Origin of the sequence: Kosakonia sp. BYX6, assembly GCF_038449125.1 — a bacterium.
GTDB lineage: Bacteria > Pseudomonadota > Gammaproteobacteria > Enterobacterales > Enterobacteriaceae > Kosakonia > Kosakonia calanthes.
The window spans coordinates 592,529-614,613 of sequence record NZ_CP151800.1; the positions used below are offsets into that span (position 1 = coordinate 592,529).

The window sequence follows — 22,085 nt, forward strand, 5'->3', positions numbered from 1 at the left end:
ATTCCTAATTTTGACTTTATGCGGCTCAAAAGTAAAACAAATGCCAGCTTTCGCTAACCTCAGCAGGTAATATTCTGTAAAAATGTTGGGTTCGTGATGTTATCAAGCGTCATGCTTGCAGCCGACAGGGCTTATAAGGAAGAGGAAATGAGCCAGACAGTGGCGGATTTGGTCGATGTTCGTGGCGTCAGCTTCTCTCGCGGCAGCCGCCCCATCTTCGACAACATTTCACTGACGGTACCGCGCGGTAAAATCACCGCCATCATGGGGCCGTCAGGGATCGGTAAAACCACATTGCTGCGCCTGATTGGCGGGCAAATCCCGCCTGACAGCGGCGAAATCTTATTCGATGGCGAAAACGTGCCGGCGATGACGCGTTCGCGTCTGTTCACCGTGCGCAAAAGAATGAGCATGCTCTTTCAATCCGGCGCGCTGTTCACCGATATGAACGTTTTCGACAACGTCGCCTATCCTTTGCGTGAGCACACCACGTTGCCACCGGCACTTCTGCACAGCACGGTGATGATGAAACTGGAAGCGGTCGGTTTGCGCGGCGCGGCAAAACTGATGCCCTCAGAGCTTTCAGGCGGTATGGCGCGACGGGCTGCGCTGGCGCGGGCAATCGCGCTGGAGCCGGATCTGATCATGTTTGATGAGCCCTTTGTGGGCCAGGATCCGATCACCATGGGCGTGCTGGTCAAATTGATTTCCGAACTGAACAGCGCGCTGGGGGTCACTTGTATCGTGGTCTCCCATGACGTGCCCGAAGTATTGAGCATCGCGGATCATGCCTATATTGTTGCGGACCGGAAAATTGTCGCCCACGGCAGCGCGCAAGGGTTACAGGAAAATAGCGATCCTCGCGTGCGTCAGTTCCTTGATGGCATTGCTGATGGTCCGGTGCCATTCCGCTATCCTGCTGGCGAGTACCAGCAAGATTTATTAGAAACAGGGAGTTAAGACGCTCATGCTGTTAAATGCACTGGCAGCGCTTGGACATCGCGGGATCAAAACGATCGCGACGTTCGGGCGCGCTGGTTTGATGCTCTTCAACGCGGTGGTTGGCAAGCCGGAGTTTCGCAAGCATGCGCCGCTACTGATACGCCAGCTCTATAATGTCGGCGTGCTGTCGATGCTCATCATTATCGTTTCCGGCGTGTTTATCGGTATGGTGCTCGGCCTCCAGGGTTACCTGGTGCTGACCACTTACAGCGCAGAAACGAGCCTCGGTATGCTGGTGGCGCTGTCGCTGTTGCGCGAGCTGGGGCCGGTGGTTGCCGCGCTGCTGTTTGCCGGACGCGCAGGTTCAGCGCTGACCGCCGAGATCGGTTTAATGCGTGCCACAGAGCAGCTTTCAAGCCTTGAAATGATGGCGGTCGATCCGCTGCGACGGGTTATTTCACCACGCTTTTGGGCCGGCGTTATCTCGTTGCCGCTGCTGACAATTATCTTTGTCGCGGTTGGCATTTGGGGTGGTTCACTGGTTGGCGTTAACTGGAAAGGCATTGATACAGGTTTCTTCTGGACCGCGATGCAGAACGCCGTCGACTTGCGTAGGGATCTGGCTAACTGCCTGATTAAAAGCGTGGTGTTCGCTATCACCGTGACCTGGATTGCGTTGTTTAACGGTTACGATGCGATCCCGACTTCGGCCGGGATCAGCCGGGCAACAACACGTACCGTTGTGCACTCCTCGCTGGCCGTGCTCGGCCTTGATTTTGTGCTCACCGCATTGATGTTTGGGAATTGAGTTCATGCAAACGAAAAAAAGTGAAATTTGGGTCGGCGTTTTCCTCCTGCTGGCGTTATTGGCCGCGCTCTTTATCTGCCTGAAAGCGGCAGATGTCGCCTCAATCCGTACAGAACCGACGTACCGTGTTTATGCGACGTTCGACAACATTGGCGGTTTGAAAGCGAACTCGCCGGTGCGCATCGGCGGGGTGGTGATTGGCCGCGTTGCTGATATTGCTCTTGATCCGAAAACCTATCTTCCACGTGTCACGATGGATATCGAAGATCGTTATAACCAAATCCCTGATACAAGCTCGTTGGCTATCCGAACTTCCGGTTTGCTGGGCGAGCAATACCTGGCGCTGAACGTCGGGTTTGACGATCCTGAGATGGGAACATCTATGCTTAAAGAAGGCAGCACAATCCAGGACACTAAGTCCGCGATGGTGCTTGAGGATCTGATTGGACAATTCCTTTACAACAGTAAAGGCGGTGACAATAAGAATTCAGGCGATGCGCCCGCGCAAGATGAAGGGAATACTCAAGCGGCACCGTCTGCTGGTCAGACAAATTAACGAGGAGAACAGACGCATGTTTAAACGTCTATTAATGGTTGCTCTACTGGTTGTTGCACCGCTTGGCACCACTTTCGCTGCCGACCAAAGTAACCCTTACGCCGCCATGCAAGATGCGGCAAAGAAAACGTTTGATCGACTTAAAAACGAGCAGCCGCAGATCCGGGCAAACCCGGATTATCTGCGTGAAGTTGTTGATCAAGAATTATTGCCGTATGTGCAGGTGAAATATGCTGGTGCGCTGGTTTTGGGACGCTATTACAAAGAAGCGACTCCGGCGCAGCGTGAAGCCTACTTCACTGCCTTTCGTGAGTACCTGAAACAGGCCTACGGCCAGGCGCTGGCGCTTTACCATGGTCAGACTTATCAAATTGCGCCTGAGCAACCGCTGGGCGACGCGACGATCGTGCCGATCCGCGTCACCATTGTCGATCCCAATGGCCGCCCGCCGGTACGCCTGGACTTCCAGTGGCGTAAAAATACCCAAAGCGGTAACTGGCAGGCTTACGACATGATCGCGGAAGGGGTGAGTATGATCACCACCAAGCAGAATGAGTGGAGCGATCTGCTGCGAACCAAAGGCATCGACGGTCTGACTGCTGAGCTGAAATCTATTTCCCGCCAGAAAATCACCCTGGACGAGAAAAAACAATGACCCAGCAGTTAAGCTGGTCGCGTGATGGCGAACGCCTGGCATTGCTGGGTGAGCTGGATCAGGATGTGTTAAATCCCTTATGGGATGCGCGTGAGGAAGCGATGAAGGGCGTGACCTGTATCGATTTGCACGGCGTAACGCGTGTTGATACCGCAGGCGTCGCGCTATTGGTTCATCTTGTTGCGCAGGGGAAAAAGCAGGGCGTTGACGTCATGCTTTCGGGCATGAGCGAAAATGTCATGACGCTCGCCGCGCTGTACAATCTGCCTCAGAATGTATTGCCTCGCTAACTTTTTCAACGCGTTACTAACCAAAGCCCCATTCATTCTGTTGATGGGGCTTTTTGCTTGTTTAAGACAACGTCACTTTCCTCTAAGATGTGTGACTGTTTTCACTATTAGATGATATTTACACCCATGGAAAATCATGAAATCCAGACCGTGCTGATGGAAGCACTCTCTCTCCAGGAAGCCCACGTCACTGGCGATGGCAGCCATTTTCAGGTTGTCGCTGTGGGTGAAATTTTTGATGGCATGAGCCGGGTCAAGAAACAACAAACGATTTATGGTCCGCTGATGGCATACATCGCAGACAACCGTATTCATGCCCTGTCGATCAAAGCCTATACGCCACAAGAATGGGCGCGCGATCGCAAACTCAACGGTTTTTGAGCGCAGATGGGGTTACCCCATCTGCGCGTGTGAATTCTTAACAGAGATCAGATGAATGGATAAGTTTCGTGTACAGGGGCCGACGCGTCTCCAGGGCGAAGTGACAATTTCAGGTGCAAAAAACGCTGCACTGCCGATTCTTTTTGCTGCCCTGCTGGCAGAAGAACCGGTCGAAATCCGTAACGTTCCGAAACTGAAAGATATCGATACCACCATGAAGTTGCTCAGCCAGCTGGGTACTAAAGTGGAACGTAACGGTTCCGTATGGATCGATGCAAGCCAGGTGAATGTGTTCTGTGCGCCTTACGATCTGGTAAAAACCATGCGCGCATCCATTTGGGCGCTGGGGCCGCTGGTAGCCCGTTTTGGTCAGGGTCAGGTTTCGCTGCCTGGCGGCTGCGCTATCGGTGCTCGCCCGGTTGATTTGCATATCACCGGCCTGGAGCAACTGGGCGCAGAGATCAAACTGGAAGAAGGTTATGTTAAGGCCTCCGTCAATGGCCGCCTGAAAGGCGCGCATATTGTGATGGATAAAGTGAGTGTTGGTGCGACGGTGACCATTATGTCCGCCGCGACGCTGGCCGAAGGCACTACTGTTATCGAAAACGCCGCGCGAGAGCCGGAAATTGTCGATACCGCCAACTTCCTTAACACCCTCGGTGCGAAAATCACCGGCATGGGTAGCGATCGCATCACTATTGAAGGTGTGAAACGTTTGGGCGGCGGTGTTTATCGCGTTCTGCCGGACCGTATCGAAACCGGTACTTTCTTGGTCGCTGCGGCAATTTCCGGCGGCAAAATTGTGTGTCGCAACGCACAGCCGGATACGCTGGATGCGGTGTTAGCTAAACTGCGTGATGCGGGTGCGGATATCGAAGTGGGCGAAGACTGGATCAGCCTGGATATGCACGGCAAGCGCCCTAAAGCGGTTAACGTACGTACTGCGCCGCATCCGGGGTTCCCGACCGATATGCAAGCCCAGTTCACGTTGCTGAACCTGGTTGCCGAAGGAACAGGTGTGATTACTGAAACCATCTTTGAAAACCGTTTCATGCACATTCCAGAACTGATTCGTATGGGTGCACATGCCGAAATTGAAAGCAACACGGCGATTTGCCACGGTGTAGAGAAACTTTCTGGCGCGCAGGTAATGGCAACCGACCTGCGTGCTTCTGCAAGCCTTGTGCTGGCGGGCTGTATCGCGGAAGGTACCACCTTCGTAGACCGCATTTATCATATCGATCGCGGTTATGAGCGCATTGAAGATAAGCTCAGCGCACTGGGTGCGAACATTGAGCGTGTGAAAGGCGAGTAAGTTTTTATCACCATGAAAAAGGGAGCTGAGGCTCCCTTTTTATTTGCGGCAAAATTTATGCTTCGTTTCTTTTCTTTCGAATGAGCTTGGTCTTATCGAGAAAAGCATGCGTAACAGGGTCATGATAACGAGATGGCCAGATAACCCAGGGTTCGGTTCCCAGCGCCTGTGCGATGATCAACTCTCCCTTCGGCCATGGACGAGTTAAAGCGTTGGCGAGGGTGGACGAACTTAACCCATTTTTACGTGATTCCGCTGCCAGCGACGTACCTTTCTTCCGCAGCCCGGCAATGATATCGGCCTGATGCCAGTCGATATATTTCGTTTCCATAACATCTCCCTGATAAAAAATAGGTGTCAATCATCATGCGCCAACAACACTAATCACTATACGCATATGGGAACATGTGTTCTAAAAAGTTCATGTAATGTTTTGCCTTTTCGGATTATGACAAGGGAAAGGTGTTCAGGAGAGGTAGCGTCAGGAAAAGGATAAGAGGATTATAAGAACATATATGAACATTCCCGCGATGGCTCGCGGGAAGCTGGGAAGATTAACGATCGCGCTGAACGGCGATGTGAGCTAAACCAATCAGGGCATCTCGCCATTGAGAACTTGGAAGAACCTGCAATGCTGCGATGGCTTTATCAGCCTCTTCTTCGGCACGGCGACGTGTCCACTCCAATGAACCGCACTGAGCCATGGCTTCCAGAACAGGTTCCAGTAGGTGTCGACCGTTACCTTGCTCAATCGCATCACGAATCATCTGCGCTTGCGCCGGTGTTCCGTGATGCATGGCATGCAATAAAGGCAACGTTGGTTTGCCTTCGTTCAGATCATCACCGGTATTTTTACCCAGCGTTTCACCGTCTGCACTGTAATCAAGTAGGTCATCAATCAGTTGGAAAGCGGTGCCCAGATAACGGCCATAATCCTGCAGGCCTTTTTCTTGAACATCGGAACACCCTGCGAGCAAACCGGAACATTGCGCCGCCGCTTCAAACAAACGCGCGGTTTTACTGTAGATAACACGCATGTAGTTTTCTTCGGTGATGTTTGGGTCGTTGACGTTCATTAATTGCAGTACTTCGCCTTCTGCAATGACGTTCACCGCTTCTGACATCACTTCCAACACCTTCAGCGAGCCAAGACTGGTCATCATTTGGAATGCGCGGGTGTAGATAAAATCCCCGACCAGCACGCTTGCGGCGTTACCAAACGCGGCGTTGGCCGTGGCTTTACCACGGCGCATATCCGACTCATCCACAACATCGTCGTGCAGGAGCGTTGCGGTATGGATAAATTCGATTAATGCAGCGATCGTGACATGCGAATTGCCTTCATAGCCAACGGCGCGTGCCGCCAGCACGGCAATCATCGGACGGATACGTTTTCCGCCACCGCTTACGATGTAATAACCCAACTGGTTGATTAACTGCACATCCGAGTTGAGTTGTTGCAGAATCGTCGCGTTCACACCCGCCATGTCCTGCGCGGTTAACTCATTGATTTTTTCTAAATTCATCGCAAAAGCCGGGCTTTCAGTCCTGTTTACCACATATCAAAATGGGATAACAAAGGGTTACGGGTTAGAAGAGTATTGTCGATTGTACTGAAAAAACGCGCCAGATAAACGTTACCTTACATGTTGTGTTTTTTTTCTGCGTGGTGTGTCGATCACACTTGTCAACGGCTCGCAATTTGCGTAATATTCGCGCCCTATTGTGAATATTTATAGCGCACTCTGAATCGATCAGAATATGTGCGCGGAAGCGGAGTTCTATATGTACGCGGTTTTCCAAAGTGGTGGTAAACAACACCGAGTAAGCGAAGGTCAGACCGTTCGCCTGGAAAAGCTGGACATCGCAACTGGCGAATCTGTTGAATTCGCTGAAGTTCTGATGATCGCAAACGGTGAAGAAGTCAAAATCGGCGTTCCTTTCGTTGATGGCGGCGTAATCAAAGCTGAAGTTGTTGCTCATGGTCGTGGCGAGAAAGTTAAAATCGTTAAGTTTCGTCGTCGTAAACACTACCGTAAGCAGCAAGGCCACCGTCAGTGGTTCACTGATGTGAAAATTACTGGCATCAGCGCCTAAGACCTGAGGAGAGATTTAAATGGCACATAAAAAGGCTGGCGGCTCAACTCGTAACGGTCGCGATTCAGAAGCTAAACGTCTGGGCGTAAAACGCTTCGGCGGTGAAGCAGTTTTGGCAGGTAGCATCATCGTTCGTCAACGTGGTACCAAATTCCACGCTGGTTCTAACGTAGGTTGCGGCCGTGACCACACTCTGTTCGCTTTGACTGACGGTAAAGTTAAGTTCGAAGTTAAAGGCCCGAAAAACCGTAAATTTATCAGCATCGTTGCTGAATAAGTTTTTCGCGTCCCGGTAACGGAAGAAAGCCCCGCAACACGTTGCGGGGCTTTTTACATTAGAAGTCCGGCAAAATTCTGGCAGGGAATACGGGCATGAAACAGCAGGCAGGCATCGGTATTGTCCTGGCGCTTACCACCGCAATGTGTTGGGGCGCGTTACCTATTGCGATGAAGCAGGTGCTGGAAGTGATGGAACCCCCAACGGTGGTGTTTTATCGCTTTTTAATGGCGGGAATCGGTCTTGGCCTGATTCTCACATGGAAGAAAAAACTTCCACCGCTGCATCTTTTTCGCAAGCCCCGCTGGTTAATTCTGCTGGCTATAGCCACGGGCGGGCTATTCGGGAACTTCATTCTGTTCAGTTCTTCCCTGCAGTATGTTAGCCCGACGGCTTCACAGGTCATTGGGCAACTCTCGCCTGTGGGCATGATGGTTGCTAGCGTCTTTATCCTGAAAGAGAAGATGCGTGGCACCCAGATCATCGGCGCGCTAATGCTCATTTGCGGTCTGGTGATGTTTTTTAATACCAGCTTGATGGAAATTTTTACCCGGCTGACGGATTACACTTGGGGTGTGATATTCGGCGTCGGTGCTGCAACGGTGTGGGTAAGCTATGGTGTTGCGCAAAAAGTATTATTGCGCCGCCTTGCGTCCCAGCAGATCCTCTTTTTGCTGTACACTTTATGTACAGTCGCATTGTTGCCGTTGGCGAAGCCTGCAGTGCTGCTCCAGTTGAGTGACTGGCAGCTGGCCTGCCTGATTTTTTGTGGGCTGAATACGCTGGTAGGATACGGTGCGCTGGCGGAAGCGATGGCGCGTTGGCAGGCGGCGCAGGTCAGTGCGTTGATCACGCTGACGCCGCTATTTACGCTGTTATTTTCAGATTTGTTATCAATGGCCTGGCCCGATGTTTTCGCCAGACCGATGTTAAACCTTGTCGGTTATCTCGGTGCGTTTGTCGTGGTTGCGGGCGCGATGTTTTCCGCTATTGGCCATCGTCTTTGGGGACGTTGGCGCAGTCGCGAAGTAATCGTCACTGTGCCCCGCTCAGGCGAATGAGTTACGGAGAGTAAAATGAAGTTTGTTGATGAAGCTACGATTCTGGTCGTGGCGGGTGATGGCGGTAACGGCTGTGTCAGCTTCCGTCGCGAAAAATATATTCCGAAAGGCGGCCCTGATGGCGGCGACGGTGGCGATGGTGGTGATGTCTGGCTGGAAGCGGACGAAAACCTTAACACCCTGATCGACTACCGTTTCGAAAAATCTTTCCGTGCTGAGCGTGGTCAGAATGGCCAGAGCCGTGATTGCACGGGTAAACGCGGAAAAGACATTACGGTAAAAGTCCCGGTCGGGACGCGTGTTATCGATCAGGGCACCGGTGAAACCATGGGGGATATGACCAAGCATGGTCAGCGCCTGATGGTAGCAAAAGGTGGTTGGCACGGCCTTGGTAATACCCGTTTTAAATCCTCGGTTAACCGTACTCCGCGTCAGAAAACGATGGGTACGCCAGGCGATAAACGCGATCTGCAGCTGGAACTGATGCTGTTGGCCGACGTTGGGATGCTGGGTATGCCGAACGCCGGCAAATCTACATTTATTCGTGCGGTATCGGCGGCAAAACCGAAAGTGGCGGATTACCCGTTCACCACTCTGGTACCGAGCCTTGGCGTTGTTCGTATGGATAACGAAAAGAGCTTCGTCGTTGCGGATATTCCAGGGCTGATCGAAGGTGCCGCCGATGGCGCAGGCCTTGGGATTCGGTTCCTGAAACACCTTGAACGCTGCCGCGTGCTGTTGCACCTGATCGATATCGATCCGATCGATGGTTCCGATCCGGCTGAAAATGCCCGCATTATTGTTGGCGAACTGGAAAAGTACAGCGAGAAGCTAGCTGCTAAACCGCGTTGGCTGGTGTTCAACAAGATTGACCTGATGGATAAAGCCGAAGCGGAAGCCAAAGCGAAAGCTATCGCCGAAGCGCTGGGTTGGGAAGATAAGTTCTACCTGATCTCCGCCGCTAGCCAGCAGGGTGTCAAAGATCTGTGTTGGGATGTGATGACCTTTATCATCGAAAACCCGATCACGCAGGCGCAGGAAGAGCAGCAGCCTGAGAAAGTCGAGTTTATGTGGGATGATTATCATCGCCAGCAGCTCGAAGAAGCGGAAGAGGCTGTTGAAGACGACGAAGAGTGGGATGACGACTGGGACGAAGACGACGAAGAAGGCGTCGAATTCATTTACAAACGTTAATTCCAGTAATTTCCCCGGTCAGTCGGGGAATGTCGTAAAAAAATGCCGGGTCAGCATATGCTCCCCGGCATTTTTGTTAGTTGTTCTGATAAATGTCTTTGTACAACCGGCTTTCAAAACGCACCAACGGAATGCGGCGATTGCGCTGATCCGCCGGTTCCACTGCATAGCCTGAAAGATACTGCACAAACGCCATTCGCTGGCCACTAGCGGTGGTGATAAACCCGGCAAGGTTGTAGACCCCTTGCAGCGAACCCGTCTTCGCCGACACTTTGCCGTCCACGCCCGCCTCATGCAAACCAGCCCGGTACTGCAACGAGCCGTCATAGCCCGCCAGTGGCAACATTGAGATGAAGTTCAGTTCAGTATCGTGTTGTGCAATGTATTGCAGCACCTGCATCATGGTTGCCGGTGCCAGCAGATTGTGGCGAGACAGACCTGAGCCATCGGCAATGATGGTGTTACCGAGATCGACGCCAGCTTGCTGGCGCAGGATTTGGCGTACCGCATCAGAACCCGCTCGCCAGGTGCCCGGTACGCCAAAGCGCACGTGACCAATCATGCGAAACACGGTATCCGCAATCATGTTATCTGATTTTTTCAGCATCTGTTTCAGCAAGTCATGCAATGGTGCAGATTGCTTGCTGGCAATCACTGTACCCGGCTGGTTTTCCTGCGTCTGGCGTAACAGCGTTCCGGTATAAGTGATCCCGGCGTCTTTAAGTTCATCTTTGATGATTGCGCCCGCGTAACTCGCGCCATCCTGAACGGCGAAGGCTAGCGGCAATGGGTCGGCACGCTGTGGCAGGCAGCCTGTCAGCGTGAAGCGGTTTAAATCTCCAGGAACAACATCCAGCTCGCAATACTGCGCCTCCGAGGAGCCGCGCGCGAGTGTGCGTACTTGGCTGAACATGTTCACCGGGTAATAAGACGCCACACGAATATAGGCTAAATCGCCCGCTTTCTGCGCGCTGTAGAGCGAAACCGAAAAACAGTTACGGTCGACAATGGCGGCGGCAGGTGGAGCGCTAAAGCACTGTGTCATATCGTTCCACGGCCAGCCGGGCGCTTTATCGTGGCTCGCAAAAATAGAGGTATCGACAAGCACATTTCCATCAATTTTCTGCACACCCGATTTTTTCAGCGCAGCGACCATATTGCGAATATCCTGACGTTTTAGCGTCGGATCGCCGCCAAAGCGCGCAATTAAATCGCCTTTTAATGTGCCGCCATCAACAGAACCTTTGCTTTCCAGCGTGGTTGTAAAGCGAAAGTCCGGTCCGAGTTGCAAAAGCGCCGCCAGCGCGGTTATCACTTTTTGCGTACTCGCAGGCAGCGCCATTTGCTTACCGTGGTAATCCACTTCAGGGGACTTGGCTCCCACTCTTTGCACCATCAGGGCTAAGTTGGCGCCATCCGGGAGCTGGTTGATGTATTCGTCGACATTCGCGGCCTGAACATTCAGGGCTATACTGGTGGTCAATCCGATGATAAAGCTGGGAAATCGCATAATCTCGCGCTAACAAGCTGGAAACAAGCCGTCATACTACGGCGCATCGACCCGGAAAGTAAACGATGACCCACGGTGAACTTCCGGGTAAAATACGTATCAAATTGAAAAATTGCTGCTGACCTGGGGCTTTGTCCCCGGGTCAGTTTTCTTTTGCTCCTGCCCGGCGGTTTACGCCTGAATGTGGGGAGATAAAGCTGACGGGGCAGGGTTCTGCTCCTTACAGGAATGTTTAAGAGGTATAACAAATGCAAGCTATTCCGATGACCTTACGTGGTGCCGAGAAATTGCGCGAAGAGCTGGAGTTTCTTAAAACCGTTCGTCGCCCAGAAATCATCGCCTCTATTGCGGAAGCCCGCGAGCATGGCGATCTTAAAGAAAACGCTGAGTATCACGCGGCGCGAGAGCAGCAAGGTTTCTGCGAAGGCCGCATTAAAGATATCGAAGCTAAACTGTCCAACGCGCAGGTTATCGACATTTCAAAGATGCCGAAAAACGGTCGCGTCATTTTTGGTTCCACTGTGACAGTGCTGAACCTGGATAGTGAAGAAGAGCAAACTTATCGTATTGTTGGTGACGATGAAGCTGACTTTAAACAGAATCTTATCTCAGTAAACTCGCCAATCGCGCGCGGTCTGGTGGGTAAAGAGCAGGATGATGTGGTTGTCATTCGCACGCCAGGCGGCGAAGTGGAATACGAAATCATCAAAGTGGAATATCTTTGATTGTTACGTTAGCTTCAATTGTTGACGTATTGTAAAGAAAAGAAAAAGGCCGCATTGCGGCCTTTTATGAACTCCGGGAGCGTGGCATTTTGCACGTCTGCTGGCGGAATCCCCTCGTTTTACACAGATTTTGTGTTCAATTCAGGATATCCTTAGCGTGGCAGCGAAATTTTACGCTCCGCGGTTGGGCGATAAAGCACCAGCGTTTTACCGATGACCTGTACGTTACTGGCACCGGTTTCGCGAACGATAGCTTCCACAATCAAGGACTTAGTGTCTCTGTCTTCAGAGGCGATCTTCACCTTGATAAGTTCATGGTGCTCTAGCGCTTGTTCAATCTCGGCCAGTACCCCTTCGGTCAAACCATTATTGCCAAGCATAACTACCGGCTTGAGCGGATGTGCCAGACCTTTCAGGTGCTGTTTTTGTTTAGTACTCAGATTCATCGTATATTTTGCTTACGTTGGGATTGAAAACGGGTCATTCTACCGCCATCTCCTCTGTATCGCCAAATTGCACGTCGAAATTTATCGGTGTCGATGATGAACCCGGATGGAAAGTTAAATGACAGGTAAAAAGCGTTCTGCCAGCTCGAGCCGCTGGCTTCAGGAACACTTTAGCGATAAATATGTTCAGCAGGCACAGAAAAAAGGGTTGCGTTCCCGAGCCTGGTTTAAACTTGATGAAATACAGCAAAGTGACAAGCTTTTTAAGCCGGGTATGACGATTGTGGACCTGGGTGCCGCACCCGGTGGATGGTCACAATACGCGGTCACGCAAATCGGTGGTAACGGTCGTATTATTGCTTGCGATCTTTTACCGATGGATCCAATCGTTGGCGTGGACTTCCTTCAGGGCGATTTTCGTGATGAATTAGTTCTGAAAGCCTTACTGGAACGAGTAGGTGACAGTAAAGTTCAAGTTGTCATGTCAGATATGGCGCCAAACATGAGCGGTACGCCAGCGGTCGATATCCCGCGTTCCATGTATCTGGTGGAACTGGCGCTGGAAATGTGTCGTGATGTGTTGGCACCAGGCGGTAGTTTTTTAGTGAAGGTGTTCCAGGGCGAAGGTTTCGATGAGTATCTCACGGAGATTCGCTCCCTGTTTACGAAGGTGAAAGTGCGTAAACCGGACTCTTCACGTGCTCGTTCACGTGAAGTGTATATTGTAGCGACCGGGCGAAAATGATACCCCGTTGACTTCGGCCTTTGGTTTGAATGAAGCGGGATATGTTGTATCCTGACGCTGTTTTTAACACAGTTGTAATATGAGGTTAATCCCTTGAGTGACATGGCGAAAAACCTAATACTCTGGCTGGTCATTGCCGTCGTGCTGATGTCAGTATTCCAGAGCTTTGGGCCCAGCGAGTCTAATGGCCGCAAGGTGGATTATTCTACCTTCCTGCAAGAGGTCAACCAGGACCAGGTTCGCGAAGCGCGTATCAACGGACGTGAGATCAACGTTACCAAGAAAGATAGTAACCGTTACACGACTTACATCCCGGTCAACGATCCTAAACTGCTCGACAACCTGCTGACCAAAAACGTCAAGGTTGTGGGTGAACCGCCTGAAGAGCCAAGCCTGCTGGCTAACATCTTCATTTCCTGGTTCCCTATGCTGTTGCTGATTGGGGTCTGGATTTTCTTCATGCGCCAAATGCAGGGCGGCGGTGGCAAAGGTGCCATGTCGTTCGGCAAGAGCAAGGCGCGTATGCTCACGGAAGATCAGATCAAAACGACTTTCGCTGACGTTGCTGGTTGCGACGAAGCTAAAGAAGAAGTAGGCGAACTGGTTGAGTATCTGCGTGAGCCGAGCCGTTTCCAGAAATTGGGCGGTAAAATCCCGAAAGGCGTCCTGATGGTCGGCCCTCCGGGTACGGGTAAAACGCTGCTGGCGAAAGCTATCGCCGGTGAAGCGAAAGTGCCGTTCTTTACAATTTCAGGTTCTGACTTTGTTGAAATGTTCGTCGGTGTGGGCGCATCTCGTGTGCGTGACATGTTTGAACAAGCCAAGAAGGCCGCACCGTGCATTATCTTCATCGATGAAATCGACGCCGTAGGTCGCCAGCGTGGCGCTGGTCTGGGCGGCGGTCATGATGAACGTGAACAAACGCTGAACCAGATGCTGGTAGAAATGGATGGCTTCGAAGGTAACGAAGGTATTATCGTTATCGCCGCAACCAACCGTCCGGACGTGCTTGACCCTGCGCTGCTGCGTCCAGGCCGTTTTGACCGTCAGGTCGTTGTTGGTCTGCCGGATGTTCGCGGTCGCGAGCAGATCCTGAAAGTTCATATGCGCCGTGTGCCGCTGTCGCCGGATATCGATGCTGCAATCATTGCACGCGGTACACCGGGTTTCTCCGGTGCCGATCTGGCGAACCTGGTCAACGAAGCTGCGCTGTTTGCTGCCCGTGGTAACAAACGTGTTGTTTCCATGGTCGAGTTCGAAAAAGCGAAAGACAAAATCATGATGGGTGCGGAACGTCGCTCCATGGTGATGACGGAAGCGCAGAAAGAGTCCACCGCTTATCACGAAGCGGGCCACGCTATTATTGGTCGACTGGTGCCGGAACACGATCCGGTGCACAAAGTGACGATCATTCCGCGCGGTCGTGCGCTGGGTGTGACGTTCTTCCTGCCGGAAGGTGATGCAATCAGCGCCAGCCGTCAGAAACTAGAGAGCCAGATTTCAACGCTGTACGGCGGCCGCCTGGCAGAAGAGATCATCTACGGTGTTGAGCATGTTTCCACCGGTGCGTCGAACGACATTAAAGTCGCGACAAACCTGGCGCGCAACATGGTTACGCAGTGGGGCTTCTCTGACAAACTCGGTCCGCTGCTGTATGCCGAAGAAGAGGGCGAAGTTTTCCTCGGCCGCTCCGTCGCGAAAGCAAAACATATGTCCGATGAGACTGCGCGTATCATCGACCAGGAAGTGAAAGCGCTGATTGAACGTAACTACAATCGTGCGCGTCAGATCCTGAACGACAACATGGATATTCTGCATGCGATGAAAGATGCTCTGATGAAATATGAGACCATCGACGCACCGCAGATTGATGACCTTATGTCCCGTCGCGACGTACGTCCGCCGGCTGGCTGGGAAGATCCAGGCGCGAACAATTCTGATAGCAATGGTACCCCGCGCGCGCCGCGTCCGGTTGATGAACCGCGTACGCCTAACCCGGGCAACACCATGTCAGAACAGCTGGGCGACAAGTAAGTTCTCCGCTGTTGATGATCAGTACTTAACGAAACCCTGGGGCTTGCTCCGGGGTTTTTCTTTATCGCATAACCGCAATATTTCAGGGACTTTCGTCATGAAACTTCATGCCCAGGGCTCCACGCTTGAGCTGTCTCATCCTCATGTCATGGGGATCCTTAACGTTACGCCAGACTCGTTTTCTGACGGCGGTACGCATAACACGCTGGTTGAGGCGGTCAAACACGCAAACTTGATGATCAACGCGGGTGCGACGATTGTGGACATCGGCGGAGAATCCACCCGTCCCGGTGCGGCAGATGTCAGCGTGGAAGAAGAGCTTGCTAGAGTGATTCCGGTCGTAGAAGCAATTGCGCAGCGCTTTGAGGTGTGGATTTCTGTTGATACCTCGAAGCCTGAAGTGATCCGCGAAGCCGCGCATGTTGGGGCGCATATCATCAATGATATTCGCTCGCTGACGGAACCCGGCGCGCTGGAGGCTGCCGCACAGACTGGCTTACCGGTCTGCCTGATGCATATGCAAGGGCAGCCGAAAACTATGCAGGAAGCCCCAAAATATGCTGATGTGTTTGCCGATGTGAACCATTTTTTCACCGAACATATTACGCGCTGCGAACGTGCGGGGATCGCAAAAGAGAAATTGTTGCTCGACCCTGGATTCGGTTTCGGTAAGAATCTCACCCACAATTATGCGCTGCTTGCCCGGTTATCTGAATTTCACCATTTCGGCTTACCGTTGCTGGTAGGAATGTCACGCAAATCGATGGTTGGGCAATTGCTGAATGTTGGGCCGTCCGAGCGCTTAAGTGGCAGCCTGGCGTGTGCGGTGATCGCCGCAATGCAAGGTGCGCAGATTATTCGTGTTCATGATGTAAAAGAAACGGTTGAAGCTATGCGGGTGGTGGAAGCCACACTGTCAGCGAAGGAAAATAAACGCTATGAGTAATCGTAAATATTTTGGCACTGATGGCATTCGTGGCCGAGTTGGCGACGCACCGATCACCCCTGATTTCGTACTGAAACTGGGTTGGGCCGCAGGGAAAGTTCTGGCGCGCCACGGCTCGCGTAAAATCATTATCGGCAAAGATACCCGTATCTCTGGCTATATGCTGGAGTCCGCGCTGGAGGCAGGTCTTGCAGCCGCCGGGCTTTCCGCATCATTTACTGGCCCAATGCCAACCCCGGCGGTGGCCTATCTGACTCGCACATTCCGCGCCGAGGCGGGAATTGTGATTTCAGCTTCCCATAACCCGTTTTATGACAACGGCATCAAATTCTTCTCTATTGATGGCACTAAACTGCCGGATGCGGTTGAAGAAGCCATCGAAGCTGAGATGGAAAAAGAGCTGACCTGTGTGGATTCCGCCGAGCTTGGCAAAGCAAGCCGCATTGTCGACGCCGCAGGCCGTTACATTGAGTTTTGCAAAGCAACCTTCCCGAATGAACTCAGCCTCAATGGCCTAAAAATCGTTGTCGATTGTGCCAATGGCGCGACCTACCACATTGCGCCGAACGTTTTCCGTGAGCTGGGCGCAAAAGTGATTGCGATGGGATGCGAGCCGGACGGTGTAAACATCAATGAAAAATGCGGCGCGACTGATGTAAACGCGTTGCAGCAGCGAGTGCAGGCAGAGAAAGCGGATTTGGGCATCGCTTTTGATGGTGATGGCGACCGCGTCATCATGGTTGACCACGAAGGTAATAAGGTCGATGGCGATCAGATCATGTACATCATCGCACGCGAAGGGTTACGTCAGGGGCAACTGCGCGGTGGTGCTGTGGGCACATTGATGAGCAACATGGGTCTGGAACTGGCGCTTAAGCAGTTGGGAATTCCGTTCGCGCGCGCGAAAGTGGGTGACCGCTACGTGCTCGAAAAAATGCAGGAAAAAGGCTGGCGCATCGGCGCCGAAAACTCAGGCCACGTGATTCTGCTGGATAAAACCACTACCGGTGATGGCATTGTCGCAGGCTTGCAGGTTGTGGCGGCGATGGTGCGTAACCATATGACTTTGCATGATCTGTGCAGTGGTATGAAAATGTTCCCGCAGGTGCTGGTCAATGTGCGTTTCACGGCAGGCAAGGGCGATCCGCTCGAAGATGAAACAGTAAAAGTGGTAACAGCAGACGTTGAAGCGACGCTCGGTAACCGTGGGCGTGTGCTATTGCGTAAGTCTGGCACAGAGCCATTAATTCGCGTCATGGTCGAAGGTGAAGATGAGACGCAAGTGATAGCGCTGGCAAATCGCATCGCGGACGCAGTCAAAGCCGTATAATTGCGTGATAAGTGACTAAAAAGGCAGCTGTTGCTGTCTTTTTGTTAGCCGGACTTCGCAGTTTTGCTGTTTTTTTCCGCACTTGATAAAATGCACTGAAATTGCCCTTGCGAAGGTCATTCGCTTTGGTTAGTATTCACACCCGCTTCAGTGGGAAAGCAAGAAACATCCCACTTTTATTGGTTTGAAGCATTGGCTGCGGCAACCCCGCAAGGAACAGGTTGATTATGTACGAAGCTCTTTTAGTAGTTTTCCTTATTGTGGCGCTGGCTCTTGTAGGCCTGATCATGCTGCAGCAAGGTAAAGGCGCTGACATGGGAGCCTCCTTTGGCGCTGGTGCGTCAGGTACGCTGTTCGGTTCAAGTGGTTCTGGTAACTTCATGACTCGTGCAACTGCTGTGCTGGCAACTCTGTTCTTTATTATTAGCCTTGTGTTGGGCAACATTAACAGCAACAAAACCAATAAAGGAAGCGAGTGGGAAAATCTGAGCGCACCGGCGAAGACTGAGCAAACTCAGCCAGCTCCGGCGCAGCCGACCAGCGATATCCCGCAATAAGTAAGTCGTGCCGAGGTGGTGGAATTGGTAGACACGCTACCTTGAGGTGGTAGTGCCCGATTGGGCTTACGGGTTCAAGTCCCGTCCTCGGTACCAACATTCCGAAAAAAAGACATCGTAAGATGTCTTTTTTTTCGTCTGTACTTTCTGTCTGCGGCATAAATACCTACGCTTCGCAGCCAATAAAAAAGCGCCCCGAGGCGCTTTTTGCATGTCTGGAGCGATTACTTCTTATCGATATTTTCCAGGTTCTCAACCTGTGGCAGACCATTACCGGAAGTGTTCGACAGTAAACCCGTCTGAGCATAATTGAACAGCTTTGCGCGGGTATCCGTAATATCCAGATTACGCATGGTCAGCTGGCCGATACGATCGTCAGGTGAGAACACCGAGTCGCCTTTTTCCATGGTCAGACGTTCTGCCTGGTAGGTCAGATTGTCGGAAACGGTGTTGAGGATCGAATAGTCATTACCACGGCGCAATTCCAACGTTACTTCACCGGTAATTGCACTCGCTACCCAACGTTGGAGGGAATCACGCAGCATCAGCGCTTGCGGATCAAACCAACGGCCCTGATACAGCAAACGCCCAAGCTGGCGGCCATGCGCATGATATTGTTCGATGGTGTCTTCGTTATGAATACCGGTTAACAGACGTTCGTAAGCAATATGCAGCAGTGCCATCCCCGGCGCTTCATAGATGCCACGGCTTTTTGCTTCGATAATACGGTTTTCGATCTGATCGCTCATGCCCAGACCGTGACGTCCACCGATACGGTTTGCTTCCAGCATTAGTTCCACGTCATCAGCGAAGGTTTTGCCATTCAGGGCAACCGGGTGACCACGTTCAAAACGGACCGTCACTTCTTCGACCTGGATTTTAACGCTCTCATCCCAGAACTTAACGCCCATTATCGGGTTAACGATTTTCACGCTAGAGTTAAGGAATTCGAGATCTTTCGCTTCGTGCGTTGCGCCCAGCATGTTGGAGTCGGTTGAGTAGGCTTTCTCGGCCGACATCTTGTAATCGAAACCCGATGCGGTCATAAATTCGGACATTTCCTGACGACCGCCCAACTCATCAATAAAGTCGGTATCAAGCCACGGTTTGTAGATTTTCAGCTCGGCATTGGTCAACAGGCCGTAACGATAGAAACGTTCAATATCGTTTCCTTTATAGGTGCTGCCGTCACCCCAGATATTCACGCCATCTTCTTTCATCGCCGCAACCAGCATTGTGCCGGTGACTGCACGGCCCAGCGGCGTGGTATTGAAGTAGGTCAAACCACCGGTGGTGTTGTGGAATGCGCCGCACTGAATGGCGGCGATGCCTTCAGCGACTAACTGTTTGCGGCAGTCGATCAGGCGAGCATTTTCCGCACCGTATTCTTTAGCGCGACGGGGAATCGCCTCATAGTCATCCTCATCAGGCTGGCCCAGGTTCGCAGTATATGCATAAGGAACCGCGCCTTTCTGGCGCATCCACAGCAGCGCTGCGCTGGTGTCCAGACCGCCAGAGAAAGCGATACCAATACGTTGACCTACGGGAAGATGCTTGAGAATCGTTGTCATAAAAAATCCCTGCTTGATAGACCGATGGTGAGAGACTTAACAGCCACGCCATGCTATTTGTGCCATTCGACCAAGATGAACAGTGAATGGTTATGCAAAATAAATGAGTTTTCATTTAATCATCTTTTGGTAGAGACCGAAAGAGAAGAGTGCAATTTTCATTACGATATTGAAGGAAAACGCGCATCGCTTGCTTAAAAACTATTCCAATAAAATGCATACCCGCGGCGCACGGGATGCTAAGTGTAGACGGTTGACAGATCGTTATGTTTATCAATATACTGCAAGCCGGTTTTACGTCCCGTCTTCGGTACCAAATCCCAGCATTATTTGCAAATTCACGCTCAACCGGGTAGAATTTGCCACGTTTCAGGCGCGGGGTGGAGCAGCCTGGTAGCTCGTCGGGCTCATAACCCGAAGGTCGTCGGTTCAAATCCGGCCCCCGCAACCACTTTCCCTAAGTGTTCTTTTTCAAATATACTATGAAGACTTAACGCCTTCGTCGCTGGATTTGAAAAAAATACTCATGGAAGGTTCTCCAGGCCGCAGTTGCGGCTATAGGGTTCAGTTATTTAAAGCCCCGATTTATCGGGGTTTTTTGTTATCTGAGTACGAAATAACTGGGCTATACGCCCTTTTTTTATGTCTTGGGGGTGGACTTGTCCACATTAGAGCAAAAATTAACAGAGATGATTACGGCACCGGTTGAAGCACTGGGCTATGAGCTGGTCGGTATCGAATTTGTGCGCGGTCGCACATCTACGCTGCGCATCTATATTGATAGTGAAGATGGCATCAATGTTGATGATTGCGCTGATGTCAGCCACCAGGTCAGTGCGGTACTGGATGTAGAAGATCCGATTACCGTAGCTTACAACCTGGAGGTTTCCTCACCAGGTCTTGAGCGTCCTTTGTTTACGGCTGAGCACTATGCGCGCTTTAAGGGCGACGAAGTCTCGCTGGTTCTGCGTATGGCGGTTCAGAATCGCCGTAAATGGCAGGGCATCATTAAAGATGTCGATGGCGAGATGATCACCGTTACGGTCGAAGGTAAAGATGAAGTGTTCGCATTGAGCAATATCCAGAAAGCGAACCTGGTCCCCCACTTTTAACAGTCTGGATTGAGGTGAAAGGCCCCCAATGAACAAAGAAATTTTGGCTGTTGTTGAAGCTGTTTCTAACGAAAAGTCGCTTCCGCGTGAAAAAATCTTTGAAGCGCTGGAAAGTGCTCTGGCTACAGCAACCAAGAAAAAATACGAACAAGAGATTGATGTGCGCGTAAGCATCGATCGTAAAAGTGGTGATTTTGACACCTTCCGTCGTTGGCTCATTGTTGAAGAAGTTACTCAGCCAACGCGTGAAATCACCCTCGAGGCGGCACGTTATGAAGATGAAAGCCTGAATCTTGACGATTACGTTGAAGATCAGATCGAATCTGTGACGTTTGACCGCATCACCACTCAAACCGCTAAGCAAGTTATCGTACAAAAAGTACGTGAAGCTGAGCGCGCAATGGTTGTCGATCAGTTCCGTGAACACGAAGGTGAAATCATCACCGGCGTGGTCAAAAAAGTGAACCGCGACAACATTACACTCGACCTCGGCAACAATGCCGAAGCCGTGATTTTGCGCGAAGATATGCTGCCACGCGAAAACTTCCGTCCGGGCGACCGTATTCGCGGTGTGTTGTATGCCGTGCGTCCAGAAGCACGCGGTGCGCAGCTGTTCGTGACGCGTTCCAAACCGGAAATGCTGATCGAACTGTTCCGCATTGAAGTACCGGAAATCGGCGAAGAAGTCATCGAAATTAAAGCCGCTGCCCGCGATCCGGGTTCACGCGCCAAAATCGCAGTGAAGACCAACGATAAACGTATCGATCCGGTCGGTGCATGCGTTGGTATGCGCGGTGCTCGCGTTCAGGCGGTTTCGACTGAGCTCGGCGGTGAGCGTATTGATATCGTGCTGTGGGACGACAATCCTGCTCAGTTCGTTATCAATGCAATGGCACCGGCTGATGTCGCTTCTATCGTAGTGGATGAAGACAAACACACGATGGATATCGCGGTTGAAGCGGGCAACCTGGCGCAGGCGATTGGCCGTAACGGCCAGAACGTGCGCCTCGCGTCTCAGCTGAGCGGCTGGGAACTCAACGTAATGACCGTTGAGGACCTGCAGTCCAAGCATCAGGCTGAGGCTCATGCAGCGATTGATACCTTTACTCGCTACCTGGATATCGACGAAGATTTCGCCACTGTCTTGGTTGAAGAAGGTTTCTCAACGCTGGAAGAACTGGCCTATGTGCCAATCAAAGAGCTGCTGGAAATCGATGGTCTGGACGAAGATACCGTCGAAGCCCTGCGTGATCGTGCGAAAAATGCATTGACCACCCTGGCGCTGGCGCAGGAAGAAAGTTTGGGTAATAAAGAACCCGCTGAAGACCTGCTTAACCTGGAAGGTCTGGATCGTGCATTGGCTTTCAAACTGGCTGCTCGTGGTGTTTGTACGCTGGAAGACCTCGCCGAGCAAGGTGTAGATGACCTGAGCGATATCGAAGGGTTAACCACCGAGAAAGCAGGTGAGCTCATCATGGCCGCACGTAATATTTGCTGGTTTGGTGACGAAGCGTAATAAACTGTAGCAGGAAG

At 51.8% G+C, this 22,085-nt stretch carries 24 protein-coding genes and 2 tRNA genes; 21 read left to right on the forward strand and 5 right to left on the reverse strand.

The window, feature by feature from the left end:
• Positions 1-147: 147 nt before the first annotated feature.
• The 7 genes from mlaF to murA all read left to right on the forward strand — a co-directional run bounded on the left by mlaF (position 148) and on the right by murA (position 4,947).
• Entirely contained in the window at positions 148-960 is an 813-nt protein-coding gene (mlaF, locus tag AAEY27_RS02660; RefSeq protein ID WP_342323383.1) for a phospholipid ABC transporter ATP-binding protein MlaF, read from the forward strand.
• Positions 961-967: 7 nt separating this feature from the next.
• The gene (gene mlaE / locus AAEY27_RS02665; RefSeq protein ID WP_342323384.1) at positions 968-1,750 is read left to right on the forward strand and encodes a lipid asymmetry maintenance ABC transporter permease subunit MlaE; all 783 of its coding nucleotides are present in this window, start codon (positions 968-970) and stop codon (positions 1,748-1,750) included.
• A 4-nt stretch (positions 1,751-1,754) separates the two neighbouring features.
• Positions 1,755-2,306 carry an outer membrane lipid asymmetry maintenance protein MlaD gene (gene mlaD / locus AAEY27_RS02670; RefSeq protein ID WP_342323385.1) on the forward strand — a complete coding sequence of 184 codons (552 nt, stop codon included), beginning with the start codon at positions 1,755-1,757 and terminating at the stop codon, positions 2,304-2,306.
• A 16-nt stretch (positions 2,307-2,322) separates the two neighbouring features.
• Entirely contained in the window at positions 2,323-2,961 is a 639-nt protein-coding gene (gene mlaC, locus AAEY27_RS02675) for a phospholipid-binding protein MlaC (protein ID WP_342323386.1), read from the forward strand.
• On the forward strand, positions 2,958-3,251 hold the full coding sequence (gene mlaB / locus AAEY27_RS02680) for a lipid asymmetry maintenance protein MlaB (RefSeq protein ID WP_342323387.1): 294 nt from the start codon (positions 2,958-2,960) through the stop codon (positions 3,249-3,251). The genes mlaC and mlaB overlap by 4 nt, the downstream gene beginning before the upstream one ends.
• 126 nt (positions 3,252-3,377) lie before the next feature.
• On the forward strand, positions 3,378-3,632 hold the full coding sequence (ibaG, locus tag AAEY27_RS02685) for a BolA family iron metabolism protein IbaG (RefSeq protein WP_342323388.1): 255 nt from the start codon (positions 3,378-3,380) through the stop codon (positions 3,630-3,632).
• 55 nt (positions 3,633-3,687) lie between these two features.
• Positions 3,688-4,947: a UDP-N-acetylglucosamine 1-carboxyvinyltransferase gene (gene murA, locus AAEY27_RS02690; protein ID WP_342323389.1), complete on the forward strand. Its 1,260-nt coding sequence runs from the start codon at positions 3,688-3,690 to the stop codon at positions 4,945-4,947.
• A 55-nt stretch (positions 4,948-5,002) separates the two neighbouring features.
• Here murA and sfsB read toward each other — a convergent pair whose 3' ends face one another.
• Complete coding sequence (gene sfsB, locus AAEY27_RS02695) at positions 5,003-5,278, reverse strand: DNA-binding transcriptional regulator SfsB (RefSeq protein WP_342323390.1); 276 nt, start codon at positions 5,276-5,278, stop codon at positions 5,003-5,005.
• A gap of 223 nt (positions 5,279-5,501) precedes the next feature.
• Positions 5,502-6,473 carry an octaprenyl diphosphate synthase gene (gene ispB, locus AAEY27_RS02700; protein ID WP_342323391.1) on the reverse strand — a complete coding sequence of 324 codons (972 nt, stop codon included), beginning with the start codon at positions 6,471-6,473 and terminating at the stop codon, positions 5,502-5,504.
• 259 nt (positions 6,474-6,732) lie between these two features.
• Here ispB and rplU point away from each other — a divergent pair, with 259 nt between their 5' ends.
• From rplU to cgtA, 4 genes are all read left to right on the forward strand, one after another.
• A complete protein-coding gene (gene rplU, locus AAEY27_RS02705; RefSeq protein ID WP_003025032.1) occupies positions 6,733-7,044 on the forward strand; it encodes a 50S ribosomal protein L21 in 312 nt (103 codons plus the stop codon).
• Between the two features lie 19 nt (positions 7,045-7,063).
• Complete coding sequence (rpmA, locus tag AAEY27_RS02710) at positions 7,064-7,321, forward strand: 50S ribosomal protein L27 (protein ID WP_017457338.1); 258 nt, start codon at positions 7,064-7,066, stop codon at positions 7,319-7,321.
• 95 nt (positions 7,322-7,416) lie between these two features.
• A complete protein-coding gene (locus AAEY27_RS02715) occupies positions 7,417-8,382 on the forward strand; it encodes a DMT family transporter (protein ID WP_342323392.1) in 966 nt (321 codons plus the stop codon).
• A 15-nt stretch (positions 8,383-8,397) separates the two neighbouring features.
• A complete protein-coding gene (gene cgtA / locus AAEY27_RS02720; protein ID WP_342323394.1) occupies positions 8,398-9,576 on the forward strand; it encodes an Obg family GTPase CgtA in 1,179 nt (392 codons plus the stop codon).
• Between the two features lie 76 nt (positions 9,577-9,652).
• Here the strand turns inward: cgtA and dacB are convergent, their stop codons facing one another.
• Positions 9,653-11,086 carry a serine-type D-Ala-D-Ala carboxypeptidase gene (dacB, locus tag AAEY27_RS02725; RefSeq protein WP_342323396.1) on the reverse strand — a complete coding sequence of 478 codons (1,434 nt, stop codon included), beginning with the start codon at positions 11,084-11,086 and terminating at the stop codon, positions 9,653-9,655.
• Positions 11,087-11,334: 248 nt separating this feature from the next.
• Here dacB and greA point away from each other — a divergent pair, with 248 nt between their 5' ends.
• The gene (gene greA, locus AAEY27_RS02730; protein WP_342323397.1) at positions 11,335-11,811 is read left to right on the forward strand and encodes a transcription elongation factor GreA; all 477 of its coding nucleotides are present in this window, start codon (positions 11,335-11,337) and stop codon (positions 11,809-11,811) included.
• Positions 11,812-11,963: 152 nt separating this feature from the next.
• Here greA and yhbY read toward each other — a convergent pair whose 3' ends face one another.
• Positions 11,964-12,257 carry a ribosome assembly RNA-binding protein YhbY gene (gene yhbY / locus AAEY27_RS02735; protein ID WP_342323398.1) on the reverse strand — a complete coding sequence of 98 codons (294 nt, stop codon included), beginning with the start codon at positions 12,255-12,257 and terminating at the stop codon, positions 11,964-11,966.
• A gap of 118 nt (positions 12,258-12,375) precedes the next feature.
• Here yhbY and rlmE point away from each other — a divergent pair, with 118 nt between their 5' ends.
• From rlmE to AAEY27_RS02765, 6 genes are all read left to right on the forward strand, one after another.
• A complete protein-coding gene (rlmE, locus tag AAEY27_RS02740; RefSeq protein ID WP_342323399.1) occupies positions 12,376-13,002 on the forward strand; it encodes a 23S rRNA (uridine(2552)-2'-O)-methyltransferase RlmE in 627 nt (208 codons plus the stop codon).
• A gap of 102 nt (positions 13,003-13,104) precedes the next feature.
• Positions 13,105-15,036, forward strand: a complete 1,932-nt coding sequence (gene ftsH, locus AAEY27_RS02745) for an ATP-dependent zinc metalloprotease FtsH (protein ID WP_342323400.1) — start codon at positions 13,105-13,107, stop codon at positions 15,034-15,036.
• A 97-nt stretch (positions 15,037-15,133) separates the two neighbouring features.
• Positions 15,134-15,982 (forward strand): dihydropteroate synthase, encoded by an 849-nt coding sequence (gene folP / locus AAEY27_RS02750; RefSeq protein ID WP_342323401.1) that lies wholly within the window; start codon positions 15,134-15,136, stop codon positions 15,980-15,982.
• On the forward strand, positions 15,975-17,312 hold the full coding sequence (glmM, locus tag AAEY27_RS02755; protein ID WP_342323402.1) for a phosphoglucosamine mutase: 1,338 nt from the start codon (positions 15,975-15,977) through the stop codon (positions 17,310-17,312). The genes folP and glmM overlap by 8 nt, the downstream gene beginning before the upstream one ends.
• Positions 17,313-17,539: 227 nt before the next feature.
• On the forward strand, positions 17,540-17,869 hold the full coding sequence (gene secG / locus AAEY27_RS02760; RefSeq protein ID WP_342323403.1) for a preprotein translocase subunit SecG: 330 nt from the start codon (positions 17,540-17,542) through the stop codon (positions 17,867-17,869).
• Between the two features lie 9 nt (positions 17,870-17,878).
• A tRNA-Leu gene (locus tag AAEY27_RS02765) sits at positions 17,879-17,965 on the forward strand.
• A gap of 128 nt (positions 17,966-18,093) precedes the next feature.
• Here the strand turns inward: AAEY27_RS02765 and argG are convergent.
• A complete protein-coding gene (argG, locus tag AAEY27_RS02770; RefSeq protein WP_342323404.1) occupies positions 18,094-19,440 on the reverse strand; it encodes an argininosuccinate synthase in 1,347 nt (448 codons plus the stop codon).
• Between the two features lie 374 nt (positions 19,441-19,814).
• On the opposite strand from argG, the gene AAEY27_RS02775 reads away from it, so the two are divergent.
• The 3 genes from AAEY27_RS02775 to nusA all read left to right on the forward strand — a co-directional run bounded on the left by AAEY27_RS02775 (position 19,815) and on the right by nusA (position 22,068).
• A tRNA-Met gene (locus AAEY27_RS02775) sits at positions 19,815-19,891 on the forward strand.
• 208 nt (positions 19,892-20,099) lie between these two features.
• On the forward strand, positions 20,100-20,552 hold the full coding sequence (rimP, locus tag AAEY27_RS02780; RefSeq protein ID WP_017457352.1) for a ribosome maturation factor RimP: 453 nt from the start codon (positions 20,100-20,102) through the stop codon (positions 20,550-20,552).
• A 28-nt stretch (positions 20,553-20,580) separates the two neighbouring features.
• Complete coding sequence (gene nusA, locus AAEY27_RS02785) at positions 20,581-22,068, forward strand: transcription termination factor NusA (RefSeq protein ID WP_342323405.1); 1,488 nt, start codon at positions 20,581-20,583, stop codon at positions 22,066-22,068.
• The last annotated feature ends 17 nt before the right edge of the window (positions 22,069-22,085 follow it).